Origin of the sequence: Desulfotignum balticum DSM 7044 (assembly GCF_000421285.1) — a bacterium.
Lineage (GTDB): Bacteria > Desulfobacterota > Desulfobacteria > Desulfobacterales > Desulfobacteraceae > Desulfotignum > Desulfotignum balticum.
This window is the reverse complement of the sequence record NZ_ATWO01000001.1, coordinates 2,775,128-2,799,215: the sequence shown is the minus strand read 5'-3', so window position 1 is coordinate 2,799,215 and position 24,088 is coordinate 2,775,128. Positions and strand designations below refer to the sequence as shown.

At 52.7% G+C, this 24,088-nt stretch carries 28 protein-coding genes; 23 read left to right on the top strand and 5 right to left on the bottom strand.

Annotated elements, in window-relative coordinates; genetic code table 11:
• Positions 1 to 16: 16 nt before the first annotated feature.
• From K365_RS0113990 to K365_RS0113910, 17 genes are all read left to right on the top strand, one after another.
• Positions 17 to 556, top strand: coding sequence for a hypothetical protein (locus K365_RS0113990; RefSeq protein WP_034625736.1), 540 nt, complete (start codon positions 17 to 19; stop codon positions 554 to 556).
• A gap of 109 nt (positions 557 to 665) precedes the next feature.
• Entirely contained in the window at positions 666 to 947 is a 282-nt protein-coding gene (locus K365_RS0113985) for an FmdB family zinc ribbon protein (RefSeq protein ID WP_024335070.1), read from the top strand.
• A 73-nt stretch (positions 948 to 1,020) separates the two neighbouring features.
• Positions 1,021 to 1,308 (top strand): co-chaperone GroES, encoded by a 288-nt coding sequence (gene groES / locus K365_RS0113980; RefSeq protein ID WP_006964670.1) that lies wholly within the window; start codon positions 1,021 to 1,023, stop codon positions 1,306 to 1,308.
• A gap of 72 nt (positions 1,309 to 1,380) precedes the next feature.
• On the top strand, positions 1,381 to 3,021 hold the full coding sequence (gene groL, locus K365_RS0113975) for a chaperonin GroEL (protein ID WP_024335069.1): 1,641 nt from the start codon (positions 1,381 to 1,383) through the stop codon (positions 3,019 to 3,021).
• Between the two features lie 194 nt (positions 3,022 to 3,215).
• On the top strand, positions 3,216 to 3,899 hold the full coding sequence (gene tolQ, locus K365_RS0113970) for a protein TolQ (protein ID WP_024335068.1): 684 nt from the start codon (positions 3,216 to 3,218) through the stop codon (positions 3,897 to 3,899).
• A complete protein-coding gene (tolR, locus tag K365_RS0113965; protein ID WP_024335067.1) occupies positions 3,899 to 4,315 on the top strand; it encodes a protein TolR in 417 nt (138 codons plus the stop codon). The genes tolQ and tolR overlap by 1 nt, the downstream gene beginning before the upstream one ends.
• 9 nt (positions 4,316 to 4,324) lie before the next feature.
• Positions 4,325 to 5,287 carry an energy transducer TonB gene (locus K365_RS27960; protein WP_024335066.1) on the top strand — a complete coding sequence of 321 codons (963 nt, stop codon included), beginning with the start codon at positions 4,325 to 4,327 and terminating at the stop codon, positions 5,285 to 5,287.
• Positions 5,284 to 6,624: a Tol-Pal system beta propeller repeat protein TolB gene (gene tolB, locus K365_RS0113955; protein ID WP_024335065.1), complete on the top strand. Its 1,341-nt coding sequence runs from the start codon at positions 5,284 to 5,286 to the stop codon at positions 6,622 to 6,624. The genes K365_RS27960 and tolB overlap by 4 nt, the downstream gene beginning before the upstream one ends.
• Positions 6,625 to 6,663: 39 nt before the next feature.
• Positions 6,664 to 7,251, top strand: coding sequence for a peptidoglycan-associated lipoprotein Pal (gene pal, locus K365_RS0113950; protein WP_024335064.1), 588 nt, complete (start codon positions 6,664 to 6,666; stop codon positions 7,249 to 7,251).
• Between the two features lie 88 nt (positions 7,252 to 7,339).
• Positions 7,340 to 8,236 (top strand): tol-pal system protein YbgF, encoded by an 897-nt coding sequence (gene ybgF, locus K365_RS0113945; RefSeq protein ID WP_024335063.1) that lies wholly within the window; start codon positions 7,340 to 7,342, stop codon positions 8,234 to 8,236.
• Positions 8,233 to 8,745: a crossover junction endodeoxyribonuclease RuvC gene (locus K365_RS0113940; RefSeq protein WP_029725336.1), complete on the top strand. Its 513-nt coding sequence runs from the start codon at positions 8,233 to 8,235 to the stop codon at positions 8,743 to 8,745. Before ybgF ends, K365_RS0113940 begins: the two co-directional genes overlap by 4 nt.
• Positions 8,729 to 9,355 carry a Holliday junction branch migration protein RuvA gene (gene ruvA, locus K365_RS0113935; RefSeq protein ID WP_006964680.1) on the top strand — a complete coding sequence of 209 codons (627 nt, stop codon included), beginning with the start codon at positions 8,729 to 8,731 and terminating at the stop codon, positions 9,353 to 9,355. The genes K365_RS0113940 and ruvA overlap by 17 nt, the downstream gene beginning before the upstream one ends.
• 2 nt (positions 9,356 to 9,357) lie before the next feature.
• Positions 9,358 to 10,398: a Holliday junction branch migration DNA helicase RuvB gene (ruvB, locus tag K365_RS0113930; RefSeq protein WP_024335061.1), complete on the top strand. Its 1,041-nt coding sequence runs from the start codon at positions 9,358 to 9,360 to the stop codon at positions 10,396 to 10,398.
• A 10-nt stretch (positions 10,399 to 10,408) separates the two neighbouring features.
• Entirely contained in the window at positions 10,409 to 11,362 is a 954-nt protein-coding gene (locus tag K365_RS26665) for a L,D-transpeptidase family protein (protein WP_024335060.1), read from the top strand.
• Positions 11,363 to 11,437: 75 nt separating this feature from the next.
• On the top strand, positions 11,438 to 11,878 hold the full coding sequence (rplM, locus tag K365_RS0113920; RefSeq protein WP_006964687.1) for a 50S ribosomal protein L13: 441 nt from the start codon (positions 11,438 to 11,440) through the stop codon (positions 11,876 to 11,878).
• A gap of 17 nt (positions 11,879 to 11,895) precedes the next feature.
• Complete coding sequence (gene rpsI, locus K365_RS0113915) at positions 11,896 to 12,291, top strand: 30S ribosomal protein S9 (RefSeq protein ID WP_006964688.1); 396 nt, start codon at positions 11,896 to 11,898, stop codon at positions 12,289 to 12,291.
• Positions 12,245 to 13,717 (top strand): exonuclease domain-containing protein, encoded by a 1,473-nt coding sequence (locus K365_RS0113910; RefSeq protein WP_024335059.1) that lies wholly within the window; start codon positions 12,245 to 12,247, stop codon positions 13,715 to 13,717. The genes rpsI and K365_RS0113910 overlap by 47 nt, the downstream gene beginning before the upstream one ends.
• A 100-nt stretch (positions 13,718 to 13,817) precedes the next feature.
• Here K365_RS0113910 and K365_RS0113905 read toward each other — a convergent pair whose 3' ends face one another.
• Together K365_RS0113905 and K365_RS0113900 are read right to left on the bottom strand one after the other, a co-directional pair.
• Entirely contained in the window at positions 13,818 to 14,087 is a 270-nt protein-coding gene (locus K365_RS0113905) for an HU family DNA-binding protein (protein WP_006964692.1), read from the bottom strand.
• A gap of 188 nt (positions 14,088 to 14,275) precedes the next feature.
• Complete coding sequence (locus tag K365_RS0113900) at positions 14,276 to 15,061, bottom strand: prepilin peptidase (protein WP_024335058.1); 786 nt, start codon at positions 15,059 to 15,061, stop codon at positions 14,276 to 14,278.
• Positions 15,062 to 15,211: 150 nt separating this feature from the next.
• Here K365_RS0113900 and lon point away from each other — a divergent pair, with 150 nt between their 5' ends.
• From lon to folE2, 6 genes are read left to right on the top strand one after another with little or no spacing between them, the layout of a single operon-like run.
• The gene (lon, locus tag K365_RS0113895; protein WP_024335057.1) at positions 15,212 to 17,644 is read left to right on the top strand and encodes an endopeptidase La; all 2,433 of its coding nucleotides are present in this window, start codon (positions 15,212 to 15,214) and stop codon (positions 17,642 to 17,644) included.
• Entirely contained in the window at positions 17,641 to 18,330 is a 690-nt protein-coding gene (tsaB, locus tag K365_RS0113890; protein ID WP_024335056.1) for a tRNA (adenosine(37)-N6)-threonylcarbamoyltransferase complex dimerization subunit type 1 TsaB, read from the top strand. Before lon ends, tsaB begins: the two co-directional genes overlap by 4 nt.
• Before the next feature lie 58 nt (positions 18,331 to 18,388).
• Positions 18,389 to 19,066, top strand: a complete 678-nt coding sequence (locus tag K365_RS0113885; protein ID WP_024335055.1) for a phosphatidylserine decarboxylase family protein — start codon at positions 18,389 to 18,391, stop codon at positions 19,064 to 19,066.
• A gap of 60 nt (positions 19,067 to 19,126) precedes the next feature.
• The gene (gene greA / locus K365_RS0113880; RefSeq protein ID WP_006964701.1) at positions 19,127 to 19,594 is read left to right on the top strand and encodes a transcription elongation factor GreA; all 468 of its coding nucleotides are present in this window, start codon (positions 19,127 to 19,129) and stop codon (positions 19,592 to 19,594) included.
• Between the two features lie 25 nt (positions 19,595 to 19,619).
• Positions 19,620 to 19,829: a DNA-directed RNA polymerase subunit omega gene (rpoZ, locus tag K365_RS0113875; protein ID WP_006964703.1), complete on the top strand. Its 210-nt coding sequence runs from the start codon at positions 19,620 to 19,622 to the stop codon at positions 19,827 to 19,829.
• Positions 19,830 to 19,846: 17 nt separating this feature from the next.
• Positions 19,847 to 20,614, top strand: coding sequence for a GTP cyclohydrolase FolE2 (gene folE2 / locus K365_RS0113870; protein WP_006964705.1), 768 nt, complete (start codon positions 19,847 to 19,849; stop codon positions 20,612 to 20,614).
• Positions 20,615 to 20,683: 69 nt separating this feature from the next.
• Here folE2 and K365_RS0113865 read toward each other — a convergent pair whose 3' ends face one another.
• From K365_RS0113865 to K365_RS0113855, 3 genes are all read right to left on the bottom strand, one after another.
• Positions 20,684 to 21,928 (bottom strand): D-alanyl-D-alanine carboxypeptidase/D-alanyl-D-alanine-endopeptidase, encoded by a 1,245-nt coding sequence (locus K365_RS0113865; RefSeq protein WP_024335054.1) that lies wholly within the window; start codon positions 21,926 to 21,928, stop codon positions 20,684 to 20,686.
• Positions 21,929 to 22,081: 153 nt separating this feature from the next.
• Positions 22,082 to 22,774 (bottom strand): REP-associated tyrosine transposase, encoded by a 693-nt coding sequence (locus K365_RS0113860; protein WP_024335053.1) that lies wholly within the window; start codon positions 22,772 to 22,774, stop codon positions 22,082 to 22,084.
• 68 nt (positions 22,775 to 22,842) lie between these two features.
• Entirely contained in the window at positions 22,843 to 23,850 is a 1,008-nt protein-coding gene (locus K365_RS0113855) for an Rpn family recombination-promoting nuclease/putative transposase (RefSeq protein WP_024335052.1), read from the bottom strand.
• Between the last annotated feature and the right edge of the window lie 238 nt (positions 23,851 to 24,088).

Here is a 24,088-nt window from a genome sequence, read left to right as displayed (position 1 = left end):
TTTTTGTCTGGAAACCATGGAAACGCAAATTGACCGGTTTTTCAATCCATCCGAACTGGAAACTGTCTCCAAAGCAGCGGTGATAAGTGAAGACCTGGTGAACAGCTATTATAAACTGTCGTCGGGACAATGGCTCAAAAATCGGTATGATATCCGAACGGCCCGGGATCTGGCTTCCCATGAGCGGGTGAATGGACCGTTTGCCCAGGTGGTGAAATATGAAGGGCAGAAAGCCGATGTGCCGCTGGGGTCTTCACGGTTCAGTCTGTACACGGTATGCCTCCAGGATCCGGCTATTTTAGGCACCGTGACCGTGCAGCCGTCCATCCGACTGCTGCCGTTTCTGGTCTATGTGCTGGTGCATGAACTGGTGCATGTGGTGCGGTTTCTTCAATTTCATCATCGGTATGAGCACACATCTGAAGCGTCCGTGACCCTGGCTGAAGAAAGAAGAGTCCATTGTCTCACCTATGGGATACTTGCGCCGGTTGCCCTGGAGGGATTAAAGCAAGTCTTTGATTTTTTTGAACAATGGAGGAACGACCATGGCCAGTGATCTTGGGTGAAATTTTAAAAAAACCTGCCTTGACAGGGGAAAAATGCTTATTATTATATCAATGATTTTTCAAGCAGTGATTGACGCGTAAAAAAGGGAGAAAGGGAAAATGCCGGTTTATGAGTATCAGTGTTCAGCATGTAAACATATTGAAGAAGCCTTTCAAAAAATTTCAGATGCGCCGTTGACGGTATGCCCCAAATGCCATGGGCCCCTGAGCAAAATCATATCTCACAGCTCTTTCCATTTGAAGGGATCCGGCTGGTATGTCACCGATTACGGCGGAACCAAAACCCGGGCGGAGAATAATTTGGACAAATCTTCGGCCGAACCCGCGAAATCAACGTGTGCTGCGGCATCCGAACCATCCAAAAAGAAAGATGACAAATAGCAGACGTTGACACATAACCATTTAATCAAATCAATCCGACCAACATTTAAACTTAGAAGAGGAGTATTGCATCATGAGTTTGAGACCATTGAGTGACAGAATTCTGGTACAGCGTACCGCAGAAGATGAAAAAACCAAAGGCGGTATCATTATTCCGGATACAGCCAAGGAAAAACCGGCTGAGGGAAAAGTAGTGGCCACGGGTAACGGCCGGATGGGCGAAGACGGCAAACTGCTGCCCATGGATGTCAAAGTGGGTGACCGGGTATTGTTCAGCAAATACGGCGGCACGGATGTAAAAATCGATGGCGAAGATTACCTGATCCTGCGCCAGGATGATGTACTGGGCGTTATCGAATAACCTGATTCCGACATCTGAGACCCAGTACTTTAAATACCTAAAACTTTAAAATTTATATGGAGATGAATAAAAATGGCCAAAGAAATCAAATATGATTCCAAAGCACGGGAAGCAATGCTCAAAGGGGTAAAAGCACTGGCAGATGCCGTTGTTGTCACCCTGGGACCCAAGGGCAGAAACGTCGTCATCGAAAAATCCTGGGGATCCCCCACCGTGACCAAAGATGGTGTGACCGTTGCCAAAGAGATCGATCTGGAAGACAAATTCGAGAACATGGGTGCCCAGATGGTCAAGGAAGTATCTTCCAAAACCTCTGACATGGCAGGTGACGGCACCACGACCGCCACAGTGCTGGCCCGTGCCATCTATGAAGAAGGTCAGAAACTGGTGGTGGCCGGCAACAACCCCATGGGAATCAAGCGCGGTATTGACAAGGCCGTGGCCAGAATCACCGAAAAACTGGAAGAACTTGCCAAACCCACCAAAAACCAGAATGAAATTGCCCAGGTGGGTACCATTTCCGCCAACAGTGACGAAACCATCGGTAACATCATTGCCGAGGCCATGGACAAAGTGGGCAAAGAAGGCGTAATTACCGTGGAAGAAGCCAAATCCATGGAAACTACCCTGGAAGTGGTGGAAGGCATGCAGTTTGACAGAGGATATCTGTCTCCCTATTTTGCCACAGATACCGAAAAAATGGTGGCAGCCATGGAAAATCCCTATGTGCTGATCTGTGACAAAAAAATCTCTTCCATGAAAGATCTGCTGCCGATCCTGGAAAGCATTGCCAAAACCGGCAAACCCCTGGTGATCATTGCGGAAGATATCGAAGGCGAAGCTTTGGCTACGCTGGTGGTGAACAAACTGCGCGGCACCCTGAACGTGGCAGCTGTGAAAGCGCCGGGTTTCGGTGACAGAAGAAAAGCCATGCTGGAAGATATCGCCATTCTCACCGGCGGCCAGGTGGTGTCCGAAGATATCGGCATCAAACTGGAAAATGTGACCCTCCAGGATCTGGGACAGGCCAAATCCATCAGCATCGATAAAGACAACACCACCATCGTGGACGGTGCCGGTTCCAGAGAAGCTTTGGAAGGCCGGGTGAAAATGATCCGTGCCCAGGTGGAAGAAACCTCTTCCGACTATGACAGAGAAAAACTCCAGGAACGCCTGGCCAAACTGGTGGGCGGTGTGGCCGTCATCAATGTGGGCGCTGCCACTGAAACCGAGATGAAGGAAAAGAAAGCCCGGGTGGAAGATGCTTTGAACGCAACCCGAGCCGCTGTGGAAGAAGGCATTGTTCCCGGCGGTGGCGTGGCCCTGGTCCGGTGCCTTGACGCACTCAAGGATCTGGATGTGGAAGGCGAGGAAAAACTGGGGGTTGCCGTGGTGGCCAGAGCCATTGAAGAGCCCCTGCGCAAGATTGCCGATAACGCCGGTGTGGAAGGCTCTGTCGTCATCAACAAGGTCAAGGAAGGCAAAGGCGCGTTTGGTTACAACGCCAGAACCGATGTGTATGAAGACCTGATCGAGGCCGGTGTCATCGATCCCAAGAAAGTGGTGCGGTTTGCGTTGCAGAACGCTGCATCCGTGGCATCTGTGATGCTCACCACCGAAGCCATGATCGCTGAGAAGAAAGAAGACAACCCGGCACCTCCGATGCCCGGCGGCGGTATGGGCGGCATGGGCGGCATGGGCGGCATGATGTAGCTGATCCGTCCGCAGGCCTTTTGACAGGCTGTGCCTGAACAGTGATAAACAAAAGCCCCTTTAATTCAATTTAAAGGGGCTTTTGTGTTTTTGGCCGGTGTGACCCCGGGACCTTGACTGGTACTTGACAGAACCGCCTGCCTCATATAGTTATTCAAAGGAATATCCAAAGATTCAACTTCAAGCGAGGGACTATGACGACTGAGACAATCGGACTGCTTTACATGCTTGCGGATGCCGGGCCTGTGGTAAAGTTTGTCATGCTCGTGCTCCTGTTCTTTTCCATTGTTACATGGGCCATTATTTTTATAAAATTCCGGTATTTTCGAAAAGCGTTTCGGGAAACAGCGGATTTCACCGACATATTCTGGCAGTGCCGGACCCTGGCCGATGCCTTTGCCAAAGCCAAGGCCCTGCGGTCCAGTCCGGCGGCCCGAATTTTTATTCCGGCTTACATGGAAATCAATCGATCCCGGGGAAAAGCCAGCCCGGTTTCCCTCCAGAGCATGGGCAGTGTCCAGCGGATCCTGCGACGGTCCATCACGATGGAGATTCATCGTTACCGCCAGCTGATTCCGTTTCTGGCCACCGTGGGAAACACGGCACCGTTTATCGGACTTTTCGGCACGGTGTGGGGGATTATGCATACGTTCCAGGGTATCGGTCTGAGCGGATCCGCCAGCCTGGCCGTGGTGGCGCCGGGTATTTCCGAAGCGCTGATCGCCACGGCCGCCGGCCTGGCAGCTGCCATTCCCGCCGTGATGGCGTATAATCATTACACAGATAAAATCCGGGTCTTGAATTCGGAACTGGAAACCTTTTCTTCGGATCTGTTGAATATCATTGAACGTGACATTCAAAATCAAATGGAGGCATGATGCGGTTTGAATCCGGTAATGATGCATTGATGTCTGAAATCAACGTGACGCCGTTTGTGGACGTGATGCTGGTGCTGCTGATTATTTTCATGGTGACCGCGCCCATGATGGTGCAGGGGGTGGATGTGGATCTGCCCACGGCCACTGCCGGGCCTTTGCCGTCTGATGAGGATCATCTGATGATATCCGTGGACAAAGACCGCACGGTATATCTGAACAATCAGGAAGTGTCTGTGGCGTTTCTGGCGGAAAAACTGGGAGCGATCCTGGAAAATATGGATTCCGATGCCGTGTATCTGAAAGCGGACAAACAGGTGCCGTACGGGGTGGTGGTTCATGTGATGTCCCAGATCAAAAAGGCAGGGGTCAAAAGCCTGGGCATGATTACCCTTCCGGACGATGCAGATGCATCCTGACATGTGGGTATGATGGCACTTTTTTTCCCGATCAGAGATATCAGACCCCGGGGCTTTGACACAGACGGGATCCGTTCCCGGCGTCTGGCCGTGTACTTAGGGATTTCCATGGGTGTCCATGTGCTTTTTTTCCTGGTCAGCATCTGGCTGGTTGAATTCAGGATGCCTTACAAAACCCCGGAAGTGGTGCAGGTGGATCTGGTATCGTTTGCCCCGGGAGAGCCCGGCGGTCCGGCAGCCCCAAAAAATGTGTCCGGTCCTGTGTCTTTGCCGGATGCATCTTTGGACAATGCGCCGGAACCAGCGGTTTCAGAATCAACGGATCCGCCGGTTGAAAATGTGCCTGAGCCGGAACCCGTGGCCGTGCTGAAGCCGGATCTCAGCTTGAAGTCAAAACCCGAAAATCTCAAAGAGCTGATGGCAAAAAAGCCGGAACCGGCACCCAAACCCGAGCCTGAGCCAAAACCCGAGTCCAAACCAGAATCGAAGCCTGTTGAACCGGCACCTGAAAACAAGCCGGAAAACCCACCTGAAAAAAAAGAACCAAATTCACAGCAGCAACTGGCACAGGCCATGGAACGCCTTGCCAGCACAGTGAAAGAACAGGACAAGTCCGTGAATGGTACGGGCACCGGACCGGTTTCCGGTTCCGGTACGGGCGGGGGGACCGGCAGAAAAGGGGGGACTCCCCTGGATTTTTATAAACTGGTGCTGCAATCTACCATTCAGCAGAACTGGGTGTTCAATGAGATGCTGGCCGGACTGGACCAGAATATGGAGGTCCGGATATTAATAAAAATTTTGAAAAACGGGGAAATAAGAGATATTATCTATGAAACCCGGTCCGGGAATCCATACCTGGACCAGAGTGCCAAACGGGCGATTCAGCGGGCCAATCCCCTGCCGGCGTTGCCCCCGGGCATGGCATCTTATGATGTGGTGGTAATTTTTACCCCGAAAGGATTGAAATGACCAGGCGATTTGTAGTGTCCGCCATCATGCTTTTGCTGATGGGTTTATTGATGGCGCCGGACCGGTTGACGGCAGCCCCGTATGATACCATTCAGGTGAGTAATCCTTTTTTAAATAAAACCCCGATCGCTTTGCCCGCATTCATGGCATTGACCGGCAGCCCGGCGGAAACCCGGATCGGTGCAGAAGCGCTTGAAACGCTTGAAAACGGACTGACGTTCACCGGATTTTTGAAACAGGTCAATCCGGCAGCGTTTCTGGCGGATCCGTCAAAAACCGGTATTCAGATGTCACAGATCAAATTTTCAGACTGGACCGGCATCGGTGCGGAACTGCTGATCACGGGCGGTATTGAGGAAAAAGACGGCCGGGTGAAACTGGAACTGCGGCTGTTTGACACATTCAATCATCAGCTGTTGAAAGGCAAAGTCTACACCGGGCCTCCGGATCAGATCCGGCGCATGATACATCTGTTCTGCGCAGAAGTGTCCCATGCGCTGACCGGCAAATGGGGGGTATTTGCCAGCAAACTGACCTTTGTTTCCACGGTGGATGGAAACAAGGAAATTTTTGTGAGTGATTTTGACGGGCACAATCCCGTCCGGATCACCCGTCACAAAAGCATCAGTCTGTCTCCGGCCTGGTCTTCGGACGGACAATGGCTGGCGTATGTGTCCTATGCCGGGGGCAAGCCCGATATCTATATCCGGCATCTGGAACAGAAACGGGGCACGGTGATCAAACGCGACGGCATGAACATCACCCCGGCCTGGATGCCGGGACAGGACAAATTGGCTGCGGCGTTGAGCTTTTCCGGAAATCAGGAAATATATCTGTTGACCCGGCAGGGAGAAATGATTAAAAAGATAACCAGCAGCTGGGGAATCAATGTGTCGCCGCAGTTTTCACCGGATGGCGGTAAACTGGCGTTTGTTTCCAACCGGTCCGGTACCCCTCAGATTTACATCAAGGATCTATCCTCCGGGGAGGTTGACCGGGTGACGTTTCAGGGAAGATACAACACGTCTCCGGCCTGGTCCCCGGATGGAAAAAAAATCGCTTATGTGGGGATCGAGAAGAACCGGATCGATATTTATATGGTCCAGCTGGATAAAGGGCCCGGCATGCCCGTGCAGCTGACCCGAAACCAGGGGGACAATGAGGATCCGTCCTGGTCTCCGGACGGGAACCTGATCGTTTTTACATCTACCCGTGACGGCCGGGGAGGCGCCGTGTTTGTGATGACGGCAGCCGGAACCGATCAGCGCCGGCTGATGAATATGCCGGGGCACCAGACTCAGCCCCGCTGGTCGAAACCCATGACATACAAAGAATAACGTTTTCAAAACGCAAGTCAAACAATCAAGGAGGTTGTGATGAACAAAAAACTGGGATTACATGTATTAATGGCAATTCTTGTGGCCGGACTTTTTTTGACGGCATCCTGTGCCAAGAAAACAGTGGTGTCCGACTCCACGGCCATTGAAGATCAGACACAGGCATCAGCGGAAGCGGCAGCTGCGGAAGCGGCCAGAATAGCGGAGCAGGAACGGATCCGCCAGCAGGAACTGGCCGAGGAAGCGGATAGAAAAGCAGCCATGGAACAGGCCCGGGCCGAGGCCGCCCAGACCCGTTTCCTGCATCAGCATATCCACTTTGAATATGACAGTGCCCAGCTGACGGACACGGCAAGGGCCCTGCTTCGGGAAAAAGCGGACTGGCTCAAGGCCAATCCGGGCCACAGCATTGTCATTGAAGGACATTGTGATGAAAGGGGAACCACGGAATACAACCTGGCTTTGGGGGAACGGCGTGCCGGTGCGGTCAAACAGTATCTGCAGGATCTGGGTATTGGATCATTCCGGATGACCACGGTCAGCTACGGGGAAGAAAGACCTCTGGATCCGGGCCAGAATGAAGCGGCATACAGTAAAAACCGCCGGGCACAGTTTGTCTTGAAATAACAGGCGGTGTATGAATTCATCAGGGTCCGGCCGGATTTTTTAAACGATCCGGCCGGACTTTGACTGTTTGTTCAGGCTAGGGGGGACCATGAAAAACATTGTTTTAACAATCTGCGTCATGCTGTGGGTGCCGGTGCTGTCCGGATGTGTGTCGCCGGATCAATACCAGATTTTGGAAAATCGCGTCAATGCCCTGGAAATGGAAAATACCCGGCTGCGTCAATTCCAGAACCAGGTTGCAGATTTGTCATCCGCCATTGAAGATCTGGAAAAAAAAGTGCAGGCCACGGGTCAGGGATCCCGGGAAGATATTGCGGACATCAATCAGGAACTGCAACAGATGCATAAAAAATATGCGCAGCTCCAGGGCATGATGGAGGAGACCGCCTATCGACTGGGTGGCACGGACCTGGGCATTCAGACAGATTCCACACAAATCCTGGACCGGATGGACCGGGCCATATCCCGCAATCATACCCGGATCACCCGACTGGAAACTTACATGGGATTTGAACCCACCGTGCCCGGGACAAATGGGACAGATTCGTCTGATGATGCCGCGTCACCCGATGTCGGGGCTGATGACGGGCAGGCAAAAGCTGAAATGCCCGTGTCCGACCGATCCGCGTATGAGCAGGCCAAAAAAACCTTTGATGCCGGAGACATGGAGGCTGCCCGGATTCAGTTTGAAAATTTCATCAACACCTTTCCGGAATCTTCGTATGCCGGCAATGCCCGGTTCTGGATTGCAGACAGTTATTATGTGGAAAAATGGTATGAAAAAGCCATTCTGGAATATCAGAAAGTGCTGGAACAATACCCGGATTCCAACAAAACAGCGGCTGCCCGCCTCAAACAGGGATATGCCTTTGCCGAGCTGGGAGAAAATGCCAATGCCCGGTTGATTTTAAATGAACTGATTGCCCGGTATCCGGACTCCAGGGAAGCGGAGTTTGCAAAAACAAAACTGAAAACACTTCAGTGACACATAAGCCGATCAAAGTGGTGGGCATCGATCCCGGACTGGCCGGTACGGGCATCGCAGTGGTGGAAGGCGATGCCCGGGCCGTGAACCGGTATTCCTTTGGATGCGTGTCCACGGCATCGACGGATTCCCTTCCTTTCCGGCTGGACACCATCTATACCCGCATCAGTCAGTTTCTATCGGACCAGGTCCCGGATCTGGTGGTGATCGAGGATATCTATTCGCTGGATAAATACCCGGGGTCCGGAATTTTGCTGGGCAAGGTTTCCGGGGTGCTGCTGGTGGCGGCGTTCCGGGCCGGAGTTCGGGTGGAGGAAATCGCCGTGCGGGAAGCCAAAAAAATTATCTGCGGCAACGGCAATGCCGATAAATTTCAGATGGAGCGGTCCGTGCGCCATTTTTTAAATCATCCGGAAACCATTCGGCCGTTCCATGCGTCCGATGCACTGGGTCTGGCGATCACCGGATATTTCCGGTACAGGAAAAACGATCATGATCGGATATCTTGAAGGACAGGTTTTGGACGGTGACTCTGATGCCATTTTGTTGCTGGCAGGGCAGGTGGGGTATGAAATTCTGGTCAGCCCGTTCACCCGGGCCCAGGTGATGGCGCAATCCAAAGAAACTCAGGTTCAGCTGCATATTTATTATCATGTGACCGAACGCCAGCCCAAACCGGTTTTGATCGGATTTCTGGAAAAAAAGGACAAGGCGTTTTTTCAATTGTTTATTTCCGTTTCCGCCATCGGCCCCATGAAAGCGGTCAAGGCCATGGTCCGCCCCGTGGGAGAAATTGCCGCCGCCATCGAGGACAAACAGGTATCTTTGCTGGCGAAACTGCCCGGCATCGGGCCCCGGACAGCGGAAAAAGTGATTGCCACCCTGCACGGCAAAACCCGGGAATTTGCCGAAAGAGCCCCGGCCCGGGCACCTTTGTCACCGGTATCACCTTCCCCGGACAATCCGGAAATGGTGGCAATGGTGACCGGGGTTCTGGTGAACCAGTTGGGACATTCTTCCGGTTCGGCCCAGCGCATGATCCGGGCCGCACTTGAAAAAAATCCCGGTATCCATACCCCGGAAGCGCTGCTGGATGCTATTTACCAGGAAGGAGCCTGAACATGACCGATGATATATTGTCCTATCAATCGGATGTCAAAGGGGTGGTCACTGCCCAGCCGACCCCGGAGGACCGGACCCCGGATATCGTGTCTTTGCGGCCCGAGCGGTTTGAGGATTATGTGGGTCAGAATGCCACCGTGGAGACGTTGAAAATTGCCATTCAGGCGGCCAAACTCAGAAACGAACCTTTGGATCACATTCTGCTGCACGGTCCGCCCGGACTGGGTAAAACCACCATCTGCCATATCATTGCCAATGAAATGGGAAAAGATCTCACCATTACGTCCGGCCCCACCCTGGAAAAAGGCGGAGACCTCATGGGCATTTTAACCCATCTGGCGGATGGGGAGTTTTTGTTCATCGATGAAATTCACCGGATCCCCAAAGTGGTGGAGGAATTTCTTTATCCGGCCATGGAAGATTTTGCTGTGGATTTCGTGTTTGACAAGGGAATTCATGCCAGAAGCCACCGGTACCGGCTGCGGCGGTTCGTGCTGGTGGGGGCCACCACCCGGGTGGGACTGCTTTCCTCACCGTTGCGGGACCGGTTCGGTCTGTTCCGGACCCTGGATTTTTATACACCCGAGGAACTGGTGGTCATTATCCATCGGTCGGCCCGGCTTCTGGAGACTCAGATCACGAAAGACGGGGCATTGTCTCTGGCAAAACGGTCCCGGGGAACCCCGCGGATCGCCAACCGGCTTCTCAAACGGGTGCGGGACTTTGCCCAGGTCCGGTCCGACGGCCGGGTGACCCGGGAAACCGTCCAGGCGGCCCTGGCACTGGAAGGGATCGACCATCTGGGCCTGACCCGGCTGGACCGCAGCTATCTTGAGACCATCATCGATTTTTATCACGGAGGCCCCGTGGGCATTGAAGCCATTGCCGCCACCCTGCAGGAAGAGACTGATACCCTGGTGGATGTGGTGGAACCTTTTTTGTTGAAAATCGGCCTGGTGTTGCGGACTTCCAGCGGCCGGAAAGCATCAAACCCGGCATATCAACATCTCAATAAAGTCCCTGAAGAGACATCAAGGTAACCGGCTGCTTATGAAATATTTGATCTGGTTGATGGCCTGTCTGTTCACAGCAGGTGCGCCTGCGCTGGCCGGATCCCTGCCGGCCGCAGTGATCGCACTGCCCCGGGGGGAGCATGCCATTCTGGTGGAAAAACAGACCCAGCGGTTTTATATCTTTCGGGCGGATTCTGATTCTTCAGAATTGATCCGGGTGTTTGACACGAATTGCTCTACGGGAGAAGCGTTCGGTCCCAAACAGGTGGAAGGGGATAAAAAAACCCCGGAAGGGATTTATTTTATCATCGATGAGCATGAAGACAAGGATTTGACCCCGATTTACGGCCCCCGGGCGTTTCCCACGGATTATCCCCATTTTCTGGACCGGCAGCAGGGAAAAACCGGGTACGCCATTTGGATTCACGGCACCAACAAGCCGTTGACGCCCATGGATACGAACGGATGTATCGCCCTGGAAAACAAGGATGTGCGCCGTTTGTCCGATTATGTCACAAGGTATGTCACCCCCGTGATCATCCAGAAGACGATTCAGTATACCAATGCTGACGTACTGGCTGCATGGAAAACAGGGGTGATCCGGTTTGTGGACAAGTGGGTCCAAACCCATATGACCGGAACCGCCGGGGATTACATGACATTGCATGTACCGGGCGCGGATCCGGACCGGTTTGACTGGGATGCCTGGGAACAACAAAGGCAACGGGCTGCCGTGTCTGAAAACCCATTGCAGATTCAGACATCGCGGATGGGCATTTACCGGCTCAAGGATACCCTGGTGGTGGCCATGGACTTTACATTGATCCGGGGGCAAAAACATCTGACGCTGGGTCGGCGCAAATTGTTTTTACAGGGAAATATGCCGGAATCACTCTGGATTGCGGCCGATGAATTCCAGGATTCAGATCGTGTTCAGCCGTCTCTGGCAATTCTGGCAGCCGGTGCCGGCCGTCTGCTGGAATCAAAATAAATTTTGCTTGACAATAAAGGGATTTTTCTATAATTATGTCAGGATTGTGTTTATGAATGAGGAGCAGTGAAAAAAGTGAAAAAATATACATACAGTGCCAAAAGAGCGGATAACCAGGAAAACTGGTGTGTGATCGATGCAGCGGACCAGGTGTTGGGCCGGCTGGCATCCCAGGTGGCCTACCGGATTCGGGGCAAGCATAATCCCTTGTATACCCCCCATGTGGATACCGGAGACTGGGTGGTGGTAATTAATGCGGACAAAATCCGTCTGACCGGCAACAAACTGGATCAGAAAAATTACTATCGTCATTCCGGGTATGTGGGAAGTCTGAAATCCCAGACAGCCAGGGAAATGCTGGAAAAGAACCCGGAAGAGGTCCTTAAAAAAGCGGTTCAGGGCATGCTGCCTAAAAACCGGCTGGGCAGAAAACTGAACAAAAAATTGTTCGTGTATGCCGGCGATCAGCATCCCCATGCGGCCCAAAAACCGGAACCCGTTGAAATTAAAGGATAAAGGACGCGATACGATCAATGGAAAGTGGAAACGTGTTTTACGCGACAGGAAAACGGAAAAAGTCCATAGCCAAAATCTGGCTGTTACCGGGTACCGGAAAAATGACGGTGAATGACCGGGATCTGGATGAGTATTTTGATATCGGAGTTAACCGGGATGCGCTGGCAGCCCCCCTTTCACTGACACAGATGGATGATGCCTTTGATGTGCGTATCCGTGTGATGGGCGGCGGGCAGACCGGTCAGGCCGGTGCGGTCCGTCAGGGATTGTCCAAGGCCCTGGTGCAGGTGGACCCGGAACTGCGGGGCGTGCTCAAGAACGCCGGATTTCTGACCCGGGATTCCCGTCAGAAAGAACGGAAAAAATATGGTCAAAAAGGGGCCAGAGCCAGTTTCCAGTTTTCCAAAAGATAAGATTTATCTGTTTTACGATCTGGAGACCTCGGGTCTTGATCCGGCGTTTGACCAGGTGTTGACTTTTGCCGGGATCCGCACGGATTCCCGGCTTCGGGAAATTGACCGAACCAGCCTGACCATACGGCTTCGCAAGGATATCATTCCATCTCCCAATGCGTTTGTCACCCATTGTCTGACCATGAAAGATCTGGCAGACGGGCAGTGTGAATATCAGGCTGCCCGTCTGCTGCATTCGCTTTTCAATACCCCGGACACGGTCAGCGTGGGGTATAATTCGCTGGGGTTTGATGACGAATTTTTACGCTTTCTCTTCTACCGGAACCTGCTGGAACCCTATACCCATCAATATGCCAATGGCTGCTTTCGGGCGGATATTCTGCCGGTTGCCACGTTGTATAAACGATTCTGCACCCCGCCTGTCATTCAATGGCCCTGCCTGGACAATGGCCGGCCGACATTGAAACTGGAACATATCGCCAAAGAAAATCAGTTCATCACTTCCGGCCCGGCCCATGATGCCATGGCGGATGTGGAAGCCCTGGTGGCCCTGTGCAGACGATTTGCCCAGCGATCCGACATGTGGGCCTATGCCCTGGGGTTTTTTGACAAGCAGACGGACTTGAAACGGGTGGCGGCGATGGCTGAAACCTGCCGGATCAAAGATCGGTTTTTTCGCAACGCGTTGATGGTGTCATCCTCATTCGGTCCGGATGCCGGGTATCTCGCCCCGGTGCTGCATATCGGCGGTGCCATTCCCTATGCCAATCAGCAGCTTTGGATTCGGCTGGACCGGCCGGAATGTGGAAAGATCCATCCGGACACCGGTCAATTTAACTGGTTTCCCGTACGGAAAAAACCGGCGGACCAGTGGCTGGTGCTGCCGGCCCTGGAACGGTTCACGGACCGGTTAACGGATACGGCCCGGAAAACCGCCGGGGATGTGATCGCCATGTTCCGGGAAAATGGTTCCGTTTTTCTGGATACCATTCAAGTGCATCGCGCTTATGCCTATCCAGAGATCCCGGATCTGGACCCGGATGCGGCCCTGTATCAGGCCGGTTTTTTTACGGCGGCGGAAAAAAAAGATATCGCCCGGTTTCATGATGCCGGCCCGTTTGACATCGCAGACAGAAATACCTTGTCCCGGGTTTTGGCCACATTAAAGACACCCAGAGTCCATACCCTGGCGGCCCGGATTCTATCGCGCAATTATCAGATGCCGGCGACAAAAGAATTCAGGGATCATCTGGAGAAACTGGCAACCGGGAATAAAATCACGGGATTTCGCGGTGATGAAAAATTCACCCATCCAGAGGCCATAGCCGATCTGGCAGATCCGGAATTCAAGCCGGAAAACCTGGACATGCGCCAACGCAATGCACTGCAAAGCATTGACGCATATCTTGGGCAATGGACGGCTTGAATTTTTTAAAAACCCCCTCCAGGTAGTCTCCGGTATGGGTGTACAAGGACGGCAGTATCCGGATATTGCCTGGAGGAGTTGAAGGTGAGTGAACGCCGCGTTATTTAACGGCTTCTTTCAACGCTTTTCCAGGGATGAATTTGGGAACGTTTCTCGCCGGGATATCGATCTCTTTTCCGGTCTGGGGATTTCTGCCTTTTCTGGCTTTTCTTTCCGCTGTTTTAAAGGTACCAAAACCCACCAGGGTCACGGAATCATTGTTGGCAAGCGCATCGGTGACTGCCTGAACCACACAGTCAACAGCCTTTTGGGCATCTTTTTTACTTTCCAGTACTTCTGCAACCTTGTTGATTAAATCGCCTTTGTTCATCTTTTTTTCTCCTTTTTTTGGGTTTGGAAGGACAAATTTGGTTTTAGTGTCCATAACCGCGTTGCCTGAGGGTTACACGCATTTGAATCAGCTTCAGCGGTACGTTACGTCGTTGTGTCGTGTGTGTCAAGAGTTTATTGCCTTTTTTTAAAAAAAACCCTTGTCTGAAAGGGGTCTACAGCAAAAAATCAAAAAACTGCCCATAAAAAGTACCAGTCAATGATGGGGTCGCCGAAAAAAACATAGACCAGCGCGCCTGCGGACAGGAAAGGCCCGAAAGGCAGCTGCATCCGGCGATCCGCATGTCTGTTTCTGATCATGGCTGCGATCCCCGCACCCGTGCCGGCAAATGATCCGGCAAACAAAGTGAAAAGGACACCGGTCACCCCGGTGACGGCACCGATCATGGCCAGCAGTTTGATATCGCCGCCGCCCATGCCGTCGGTTTTGCGGATGAGATAATACACCAGGGCCACCCCGTAGAGAATGCCGCCGCCCACCAGAATTCCGGAGACAATGCCGGTCAAAGGCCGGTCCAGCACGACCCGGGCCAGTATTCCGAAAACAAAAATGCCCGGAATGCTGATCCGGTCCGGAATAATCCGGAACGCCAGATCAATGCCGGAGACCACCACCAGGGTGGCGGCAAATGCGAACCAGACCAACGCTTCCGGGGTCCAGCCAAAAATCAGGTATGTCAAGATGGCCAGCATCCCCGTCACGATTTCAACCACCACGTACTGCAAAGAAATGGGATGGCTGCAGAACAGACAGCGTCCTTTGAGGATCAGAAAACTGAGGATGGGGATGTTGGCATAAAACGGCAGGCCATGCCCGCAGGCCGGACAGGCAGATCCGGGAAATACAATGGACATGTTCCGGGGAATCCGGTAAATGCACACATTTAAAAAACTGCCGATACAGGCACCGAACATAAATATAAAGATATGGACCGCCAGCATAGAGATTGTCATGGTAATTATTTTGTCCCGGGATATTGTAAAATTCAAATTATGCGTTATTGTACCCTCAAATGTAAATACCTGATTTTAAAAATTTACACCCCGCCGTTATGGTCGATGCCGTCATAAAGGACGGGGTGAAAGTTATAACAAGGAGATCTGATGGCAGAAGCGGATATGGATGATCTGATTGAAGTGATTGAAAAAGAGGGGAATCTTGACAATATTCCCAAAACCCTCCCCATGATGCCGGTCCGGGACATTGTGGTGTTCACCGATATGCTGCTGCCCCTGTTTGTGGGCCGGGACAAATCCATCAAAGCCATGGAGGAATGCGTCGGCTACGACCGGTATATCTTTTTGACGGCCCAGAAGGACGCGGAAGTGGAAAATCCCGGTACCGAGGATGTGTATGAGATCGGCACCGTGGGCCGGGTCCAGAAAATGATCAAACTGCCGGACGGCCGGATCAAGGCCCTGGTGCAGGGGATTGTCAAGGCAAAAGCCGTGGCGTGGCTCAAGAAGCGCGGTTATTTCAAGGTGGAAGTGTCTTTTTTAGAGGAGCAGGATCCCGAGGAACTGGATATTGAGCTGGAAGCGCTGATGCGCAACGTCAAGGAAAACAGTGAAAAACTGCTGAGTCTGAAAGGGGAGCTGTCCGGAGATATCGGGGATCTTTTGTCCCATATCGATTCCCCGGGTAAACTGGCGGATCTGGTGGCGGCCAACCTGAATCTTCGCACCGAAGACGCCCAGGCACTGCTGGAACTCAATGACACACCCGAGCGGCTCAAAAAAGTCAATGACCTGCTGGCCCGGGAGCTGGCCTTGACCACGGTCCAGGCCAAGATTCAGACGGATGTGAAAGATGAAATTTCAAAAAATCAGCGGGATTATTACCTGCGGGAGCAGGTCAAGGCCATCCACCGGGAACTGGGGGAAAGCGATGAAAAACTGGCGGAGATCAAGGAGTTCAAGGCCAAGATAAAACGGTGCAAACTGCCCAAAGAAGGCGAGGAAGAGGCTGTGAAGCAGTTGCGGCGCCTGGAGCAGATGCATTCGGATTCCTCGGAAGCTTCCGTGGTCCGCACCTATCTGGATACCATCGTGGAACTGCCCTGGAGCAAATCCAGCAAAGATGTGCTGGATATCACCCGTGCCCAGACCGTGCTGGACAAAAACCATCTGGGTCTGGAAAAGGTCAAGGAGCGGATCCTGGAATATCTGAGTGTCAGAAAGCTCAATCCCAAAAAAAAGGGACAGATCATCTGTTTTGTGGGACCTCCGGGCGTGGGCAAGACCTCTTTAGGTCAGGCCATAGCCAAGGCCATGAAACGTAAATTCCAGCGCCTGTCTCTGGGCGGTATCCGGGATGAGGCTGAAATCCGGGGGCATCGCCGGACCTATATCGGTTCCATGCCCGGCCGGATTCTCCAGGGTCTGCGCCAGTGCGGCACCAACAACCCCGTGTTCATGCTGGACGAGATCGACAAGCTGGGCAATGATTTCAGAGGAGACCCCTCATCCGCCCTGCTGGAAGCCCTGGACCCGGAACAGAACACCGCGTTTTCCGATCATTACCTGAACATCCCTTTTGACCTGTCCAATGTGATGTTCATATTGACGGCCAATATTGCCGACACCATCCCGTCGGCCCTGCTGGACCGCATGGAGGTGATCCGGATTCCCGGGTATACGCACCAGGAAAAAATCGAGATCGCCAAAACCCATCTGCTGCCCCGGAAACTGCGGGACAACGGATTGATCAGACGGTCCATCACCATTCATCCCAATGCCCTGGCAACCATTGTGACCGAGCATACCCTGGAAGCGGGCTTGCGGGAACTGGAGCGCAAGCTGGACACCATCTGCCGGAAGATCGCCCGGAAAATTGCCGAAGGCCAGAAAGGCAAATTCACCATCACCCGCCAGAACCTGACCCGGTATTTAGGCCCGCCCCAGTATATGCCGGAACTGGATCAGGAGGAAAGCCAGGTGGGCCTGGCATCGGGCCTGGCCTGGACGGAGGTGGGCGGAGAAATCCTGTATATCGAGATTTCTTTGTTTCCGGGCAAAGGGGAACTTCTGGTCACGGGCCAGATCGGCGAGGTGATGCAGGAATCGGCCCGGGCCGCCCTGACCTGGACCAAGGCCAACCAGGAACACTTAGGCATTGACAAGGATGCGTTCGACAACCAGGATATCCATATTCATGTGCCGGCCGGCGCCATTCCCAAGGACGGCCCCTCAGCCGGGATTGCCATGGTCACAGCCCTGGTGTCGGCCTTTACCGGACGGCGGGTGAACAACCTGGTGGCCATGACCGGCGAGGTGTCTTTGCGGGGCCGGGTTCTGCCCATCGGCGGGCTCAAGGAAAAAGCCCTGGGCGCGTTGCGGGCCGGTATCAAACAGGTGATCATTCCGGAAAAAAATAAAAAAGATCTGTATGATATTCCCAAAAACGTGAAATCCAAACTCAAGTTCACCTGTGTCCGGGATGTGAACCAGGTGCTGGACATCGCTCTGGAACCTTGCGTGGAAGCTTCAGCAAAAGAGGCGGATATCCCGGAAACGGACCCGGATGGGACAGCGTGAAAATTCTTGCCCTGAGCACGGCGGAACCCGGGTGCAGTCTGGCCGTGACAGACAATGATCAACTGGTGTGTGAAACTTACTGGTACAGCCGGCTGACCCATTCCCGGCGCCTGCTTTCCATGGCCGGGGATCTGTTTCCCGACCAGGCCGGGTGTGAGATTTCCGAAGTGGACGCGTTTGTGGCTGCCAAAGGACCGGGCAGTTTCACGGGGCTGCGCATCGGCATCAGTGCCGTGCTCGGCCTGTCAACGGCATTGTCCCGGCCGGCCGCGGGTGTGTCCAGCCTGGACGGGATTGCCTGCCGGTTTTCTCAAGTTGATGTGCCCGTGTGCGCCATGATGGATGCCCGCCGGGGCCAGGTATATTGTGCGGTTTTCCGGTTTGAACACGGGCGGCTCAAGGAAAAAACCGATGACACGGTGTGTTCGCCTAAACAGGCCATATCCATGGTGTCGGGGAAAGATGCCGTGTTTGCCGGGTCCGGTGCAAGGGTATATGAAACAAAAATACAGGAAACCTTTAAGGGCCGGGCCCGGATGGCACCGCCGTTCATGGATGCGGTCAGTGCCGCAGCCTTGGCCTGGGCGGCCCGGACCACGCCGGATTTTTTTCAAAATCCCGCCAACACCCTGGTCCCGGACTATCTTCGGTCCGAAGGTGCGGACGCGCCCCGGGGTTTTGCTTGACACGCAGACCGGATGTCTGTTAGTCTAACACGGTTTAAAATTTTTTGGGATACATTAAATGGATCGAACAAAATGGCCGGGCCGCCGGGCTGCATTGCCGGTAGCGGTTCCGGGCATTAAATTTATACTGGGCGCCGCCTTTTTGACGGGGGTGTTTTTTTATTTGGGGTGGGTTGCTGCGGGCAGTGTTGCCGCGGTTGTCACCCTTTTTATCACCTGGTTTTTCCGGGATCCGGACCGGCAGGTGCCTGAAGGCGATCAATGGCTGGTATCTCCGGCCGACGGCCGGGTGATCCGGGTAGATGACGGGGTAGACAGCGAATATCTGTCCGGGTCGTTCCAGAAGGTGAGCATTTTCATGAACGTGTTCAATGTGCATGTCAACCGGATCCCTCTGGACGGGGTGGTGGAAAAAGCGGTGTACACACCGGGCCGTTTTATCAATGCGTCCTTTGACAAGGCATCCATCTATAATGAGCGAAACGCATTGACCATCCGGACGTCCAATGGCCAGCGGTTTGTGGTGGTGCAGATTGCCGGGCTGATCGCCCGGCGGATTGTCAACTGCGCGAATGCCGGCACCCGGGTGCACCGGGGGGAGCGGTACGGCATGATTCAGTTCGGTTCCCGACTGGATCTGTATCTGCCGCCAACCTGCCGGATACAGGTCCGAAAAGGGGACAAGACTATGGCCGGCGTGACCGTTATCGGAGAAATGCCGTCCGCTTCGTCATAAGCGAAGTTAACCTTTAACCATCATGATTTTCAATTGTCATGACGTGGAGTTATTTTTAGTTTGGAGCAGATACCGATTACCAAACAGGGTTATGAAGCCCTGAAACAGGAGCTGGCAAGACTTAAACGCGAGGAACGTCCCGCAAACATCAAAGCCATTGAAACGGCCCGGGCCCACGGGGATTTGTCTGAGAACGCGGAATATCATGCGGCCAAGGAACGCCAGTCTTTTCTTGAGGGGCGCATCGGAGAGATCAGTTATAAACTGGGCGTTGCCAAGGTGATTGATCCGGATTCCGTTCCCAAGGATGTGGTGCGGTTCGCCAGCCGGGTTCTGGTGGAAAACCTGGACTCGGAAGAGCAGGTGGAGTATATGATTGTGGGGCCGGATGAAGCGGACATCAAACTGGGAAAAATTTCGGTTTCCTCTCCTTTGGGCAGTGCCTTGATCGGCAAACGGGCCGGTGATGAAGCCATGCTCCAGGCTCCGGGCGGCAAACGGATATATGAAATTATAGATATTTTATAGACTTAATCTATTCAGGAGAAATAACGTGGCAAGAGTCACCATTGAAGATTGTCTGAAAAATGTGAACAACCGGTTCGAACTGGTGCACCTGGCAGCCAAACGGGTCCGCCAGGTCAGGGAAGGGGCTGAACTGCTGGTCCCGCGCAGTAAAAACGGAGATGTGGTCACCGTGTTGCGGGAAATTGCCGCCGGACGGATCAAGGTCGAACCCGGACCGAAAACCCCGGGCGTCTGACCCATCGCCCGACAGCCATGATCGATACACAGAATCAACCGGATTATCGGAAAATTCCCATAAACAAGGTTGGCATCAAAGGCCTGAAATACCCGGTCAAGGTGCTGGATAAAACCCGGGGGACCCAGTCCACGGTGGCGGATATCAGCATGTATGTGGATCTGCCCCACCAGTGCAAAGGGACCCACATGAGCCGGTTTGTGGAAATTCTGCACCAGTCCCGGACCCGCATTTCCCTGGAATCTTTGACCACGATTCTGGCGGATATGAAAAAGATCCTGGGCGCCCAATCCTCTCATATTGAAATCACGTTTCCCTATTTCATTGCCAAACAGTCCCCCAGTGCCGGGGTCAGCGGATTGATGGACTATACCTGTTCCATCATCGGATCATCCAATTCCGGGCATCCCACGGACATCATTTTAAAGGTGGCCGTGCCCGTGACATCCGTGTGCCCCTGTTCCAAAGCGATCAGCGACTGCGGTGCCCACAATCAGCGGGGCGAGGTCCTGGTGAGCACCCGGTTCAAAAAACTGATCTGGATCGAGGATATTGTGGCAATCGTGGAGCGCTCCGCTTCCTGCGACATTTTTTCCGTTCTCAAACGGGAGGATGAAAAATATGTCACGGAAAAAGCCTACAACAACCCCAAGTTCGTGGAAGATCTGGCCCGGGATGTGGCCAAAATCCTGATGGCGGATCCCAACATCACCTGGTTTTCCGTGAGCGCGGAAAACTTCGAGTCCATCCATAACCACAGCGCCTACGCCTTCATCGAAAAATAATAGGGTCGGTCTGCTTTATTGTCGTTATTGGTGCCAACAACGACAATAAAGCAGACCTGACCCTGGCAGTTATTTCATGATGACAAAGGGGTAGAGGCGCTGATCCGCGCCGACAAAATACCCGGCCCGGGTGCGGATGCCGGTGAGGGTCCCGGTTTTATAATACTGGGTGCCGGTAAAAGGCATCAGGGTGTGATGGGGCATGAACGCCATCAGCAGGGTTCCCATCTGGGCCGGTGTGACCCGGTTTTCCCTTGAAATACCTGATCCTTCGGCAATTGCTGCGGTGTCCCAGGCGGGCAGACCGGCCGCGGTCCGTGTCAGCACCTGAACCCCTTTGTCCAGGGTGGCCGGCGGGCCGTGCACGTGAGCCCCTAAAGCCAGCATCACCTGATTGGCAATAAAATTGTTGGAATATTCAAGCAGTTTTTTAACTACCTCTTCCAGGGTCCAGGGGGATGCCAGGGTCAGGGTCTTTACAGGCGCGCTGCCGGAAAATGTGGACCCTGAATCCGGAAACGATCCGGTTTCCACGATCCCTGTCACCGTTACCCCCAGTTCCTTTAAAAAATATGCCGTCAGCAGGCCCGGGTACAACGGCCGCACCTCTTTTTCCAGCAGAATCCTTCCTTTTTTCAAACCGGTCTCTTTAATGGTTTGTTCAAACCGATTTAGCAGCGGGGTCTGGGGTTCGGCACTCACAAACGTGTTGGTCGCCGCATCCCGGGCAAAATGCAGGGTGTTGAAATTGGCGCACAAAGCCCCGGTGGTGGCATCATAAGGATTCAATGACCGGCCTGTGCCGGGAATAATGATGTCAGACGTAAAATAGCTCTGATCGATCACGATTTTATCCACCTGCTGCAGATCAAATGCATTTGCCATCTGCCCGCAGAAATCCCGGATCACCTCGGATACGAACAATGGATCTCCCATCCCGCGGATATACAGGGTATGGATCGTTGAATCAAACGCCGCCTGGGTGGGAAACCGGTATTCCGGTCCCAGGTGTTCCAGGGCCGCCAGGCTGGTCAATATCTTGAGAATCGAGGCCGGTACTCTGGGCGTGTCCGGGTTTTGTGAAAACAGGACCCGGCCCTGATCATCGGTCACCAGAATGCCGGCGCTGCCGTCTCCGGCAGCCCGGGCCAAAACGGCCCGGTCGGCTTCAGACACGGCAGCCAGGCTGGCATGCCCCAACGCCGATACCGGGTTGCCATGTGCATCCGGAAGGACCAAGGCGGTCAATGTCAGCATCAGGGCCGCGCAGGACACGGTCAGCCAGAATCGCTTATGGGTCTTGTTTTTTATCAAAGCAGTATCCATTCAAAAAAAAGGGGACAGATTTATTTTTGGATTTATTTTTGAGAAATAGCGAAGAAAGGGGGGGAGGCAGATTTATTTGTGTCCTGTGCTCACAATTTTATATCCACTCAGGTAAAAGACCCGTGCGTTTAACTGTCACATTTATTTATTTTTCTTCGGCCTTCCCGGCCCTCGAAACTCAATACGCTGGTTCAATTTTTCTTCAATTTGGTCGACAAATTTTTTGCTGCCGGTCAACTGCCCCCGCTGAAGCGATTCCCGTATCAATTCCCATTCGCCCTGGGGAATGACGGCATTCACCCATTGCTCATATTTTTTTTCCCGATTCTCCCGGGAACTGTCCAGTTCCATATAGCATGAATCATAATCCAGCCATTTCAAGGACCTTATGCCCACTTTGCTCTGATAACTTGACCAAGGATAAGCTTCAGGTCGAGAGACCATGCCTGCCCTTACAGGATTTAATTCAATATAGCGGCTGCAGGACAGAAGATATTCTTTTGTACTTATCGGGCTTGACTTATACCGGCCTTCCCATAAACTTCCCGTGCGTTTTTCCATTTTATTGATATATCTTGTCTGCCGGCCGTTCACACGTTTCATGAGCTGTGAAAGTGTTGTCACATCCTTTCCAGGATTAATAATGAGATGAACATGGTTGGTCATCAGGCAAAAGGCATAAATTTGGCACCCCAGTTTTTCCTTCCACTCCACAAGGGTGTCAAGATAATACTGGTAATCAGCATCTGATGCAAATACCACCTGCCTGTTATGCCCCCTCTGAACGATGTGATGGGGACATTCAGGAATTATGACTCGGGCTTTTCTTGGCATGATCTCACGCTATCACACTTTGGAACGGCCTTCAAATGAAAATAAATCTGTCCCCTTTTCTTCTTTTCTTACAGCAGGGCCATAATCTCCGAAATGTCTTTTGCGCTTTTTATTGCTTTTGTAATTTTTATCAGTGTATCCAGATTATCAATTTTGTTCACCTCGGCCATTACTGTGTCAATGTCTCCGGGAAATTTAAGGGTGATACCCAGTTCTACAGCTTCTTTGAGGCCTTTGATCTCACCCCTCTCCTCACCTTCCAATCTACCCTCATCCCGTAATTTCTCTAATAATGTCATAACATATTCCCCCGTCTCCTTGGAAATAGCCTGCTCAGCTATCTCCACTATTTTTTTTGCCGATAGGTCATCTTCATCCCGGACCGATGTCAGGTAGCGGATCACCACTTCCAGCCATTGCAGCCCGGTTTTTTTCTCCATCAGGGTCTTGAGCAGTGCCAATATATCCGGCAGCTTCTGTCGTAAATCCGGGTCTCTGATGTGCTTGAGCAGAAGCAATACCACCCGGCTCATGATGGTGCCTTTTATCTGATCATCAGAGTACCTGAGCAGGTCGTACAGTTCAAACCCGAAATCCGGGATGTACCCGGCAAGCTCATCCACCGGGCCGGACAGCAGCGATGTCAACCGCTCAGTATCTTCCGGCCATTCTTTCCTGCCATGACATACCAGCAGCGGGATCACGATGGGCAGGTAATCTGGCTGCTTTTTATGCTGCTTGATATACAAACGCCAGATCTTGACCATGTATTCCAGCAGCTGGAGATGGACATATCTGTCATAATAGCTTTTGTGTTCAAACAGCACATAGACAAGTCCCCGGCTGCCGCCTGTCAGATTCACCTTGTACAGAATGTCGGAATAATAATCAGCCAGCTCTTTTTCAATGAAGGTGTCCTTGCTGATCTCCAGGGTATTCAGATCCATCAGTTTGAGCACTTTGTCCGGCAGTTTGTCGGCCAAAAGGCTTTGGGCATTATCCTTGTCGCTGTAGACCTCCCTGAACACCTTGTCATGGGGGTTGACCACCTTGCTGTTATTTTCCTTGTCTGCCATGGTGAAATTTTACCCGTACCGGTTGATACAGTCAAGGGATATATCAGATCACCCCCCCCCCGGCGCCCGAAGCACCGGCATTTCTTTTTTGCTACCCATTTTCGGCAAATGCAGATTAAAAAAAAGCTTCAACGTTGCGGCTTGATCAACGACGCGGATCATGAATGAAAGAATGATTTTTGCACATCGGACATTGGATATCGGCAATATTTTGAGCCTGTGCTCTGAGTGTAAAAAA

Excerpts from the sequence above, each read along its gene's own strand:
- K365_RS26665 (WP_024335060.1), top strand. The coding sequence starts at position 10,409 with ATGAAATATTTGATCTGGTTGATGGCCTGTCTGTTCACAGCAGGTGCG.
- K365_RS27960 (WP_024335066.1), top strand. The coding sequence starts at position 4,325 with ATGATGGCACTTTTTTTCCCGATCAGAGATATCAGACCCCGGGGCTTT.
- tolQ (WP_024335068.1), top strand. The coding sequence starts at position 3,216 with ATGACGACTGAGACAATCGGACTGCTTTACATGCTTGCGGATGCCGGG.
- rpsI (WP_006964688.1), top strand. The coding sequence starts at position 11,896 with ATGGAAAGTGGAAACGTGTTTTACGCGACAGGAAAACGGAAAAAGTCC.
- K365_RS0113910 (WP_024335059.1), top strand. The coding sequence starts at position 12,245 with ATGGTCAAAAAGGGGCCAGAGCCAGTTTCCAGTTTTCCAAAAGATAAG.
- K365_RS0113905 (WP_006964692.1), bottom strand. The coding sequence starts at position 14,087 with ATGAACAAAGGCGATTTAATCAACAAGGTTGCAGAAGTACTGGAAAGT.
- ruvA (WP_006964680.1), top strand. The coding sequence starts at position 8,729 with ATGATCGGATATCTTGAAGGACAGGTTTTGGACGGTGACTCTGATGCC.
- groL (WP_024335069.1), top strand. The coding sequence starts at position 1,381 with ATGGCCAAAGAAATCAAATATGATTCCAAAGCACGGGAAGCAATGCTC.
- tolR (WP_024335067.1), top strand. The coding sequence starts at position 3,899 with ATGCGGTTTGAATCCGGTAATGATGCATTGATGTCTGAAATCAACGTG.
- K365_RS0113900 (WP_024335058.1), bottom strand. The coding sequence starts at position 15,061 with ATGACAATCTCTATGCTGGCGGTCCATATCTTTATATTTATGTTCGGT.
- ybgF (WP_024335063.1), top strand. The coding sequence starts at position 7,340 with ATGAAAAACATTGTTTTAACAATCTGCGTCATGCTGTGGGTGCCGGTG.
- K365_RS0113990 (WP_034625736.1), top strand. The coding sequence starts at position 17 with ATGGAAACGCAAATTGACCGGTTTTTCAATCCATCCGAACTGGAAACT.
- lon (WP_024335057.1), top strand. The coding sequence starts at position 15,212 with ATGGCAGAAGCGGATATGGATGATCTGATTGAAGTGATTGAAAAAGAG.
- ruvB (WP_024335061.1), top strand. The coding sequence starts at position 9,358 with ATGACCGATGATATATTGTCCTATCAATCGGATGTCAAAGGGGTGGTC.
- tolB (WP_024335065.1), top strand. The coding sequence starts at position 5,284 with ATGACCAGGCGATTTGTAGTGTCCGCCATCATGCTTTTGCTGATGGGT.
- K365_RS0113985 (WP_024335070.1), top strand. The coding sequence starts at position 666 with ATGCCGGTTTATGAGTATCAGTGTTCAGCATGTAAACATATTGAAGAA.
- folE2 (WP_006964705.1), top strand. The coding sequence starts at position 19,847 with ATGATCGATACACAGAATCAACCGGATTATCGGAAAATTCCCATAAAC.
- K365_RS0113855 (WP_024335052.1), bottom strand. The coding sequence starts at position 23,850 with ATGGCAGACAAGGAAAATAACAGCAAGGTGGTCAACCCCCATGACAAG.
- K365_RS0113885 (WP_024335055.1), top strand. The coding sequence starts at position 18,389 with ATGGATCGAACAAAATGGCCGGGCCGCCGGGCTGCATTGCCGGTAGCG.
- pal (WP_024335064.1), top strand. The coding sequence starts at position 6,664 with ATGAACAAAAAACTGGGATTACATGTATTAATGGCAATTCTTGTGGCC.
- K365_RS0113860 (WP_024335053.1), bottom strand. The coding sequence starts at position 22,774 with ATGCCAAGAAAAGCCCGAGTCATAATTCCTGAATGTCCCCATCACATC.
- groES (WP_006964670.1), top strand. The coding sequence starts at position 1,021 with ATGAGTTTGAGACCATTGAGTGACAGAATTCTGGTACAGCGTACCGCA.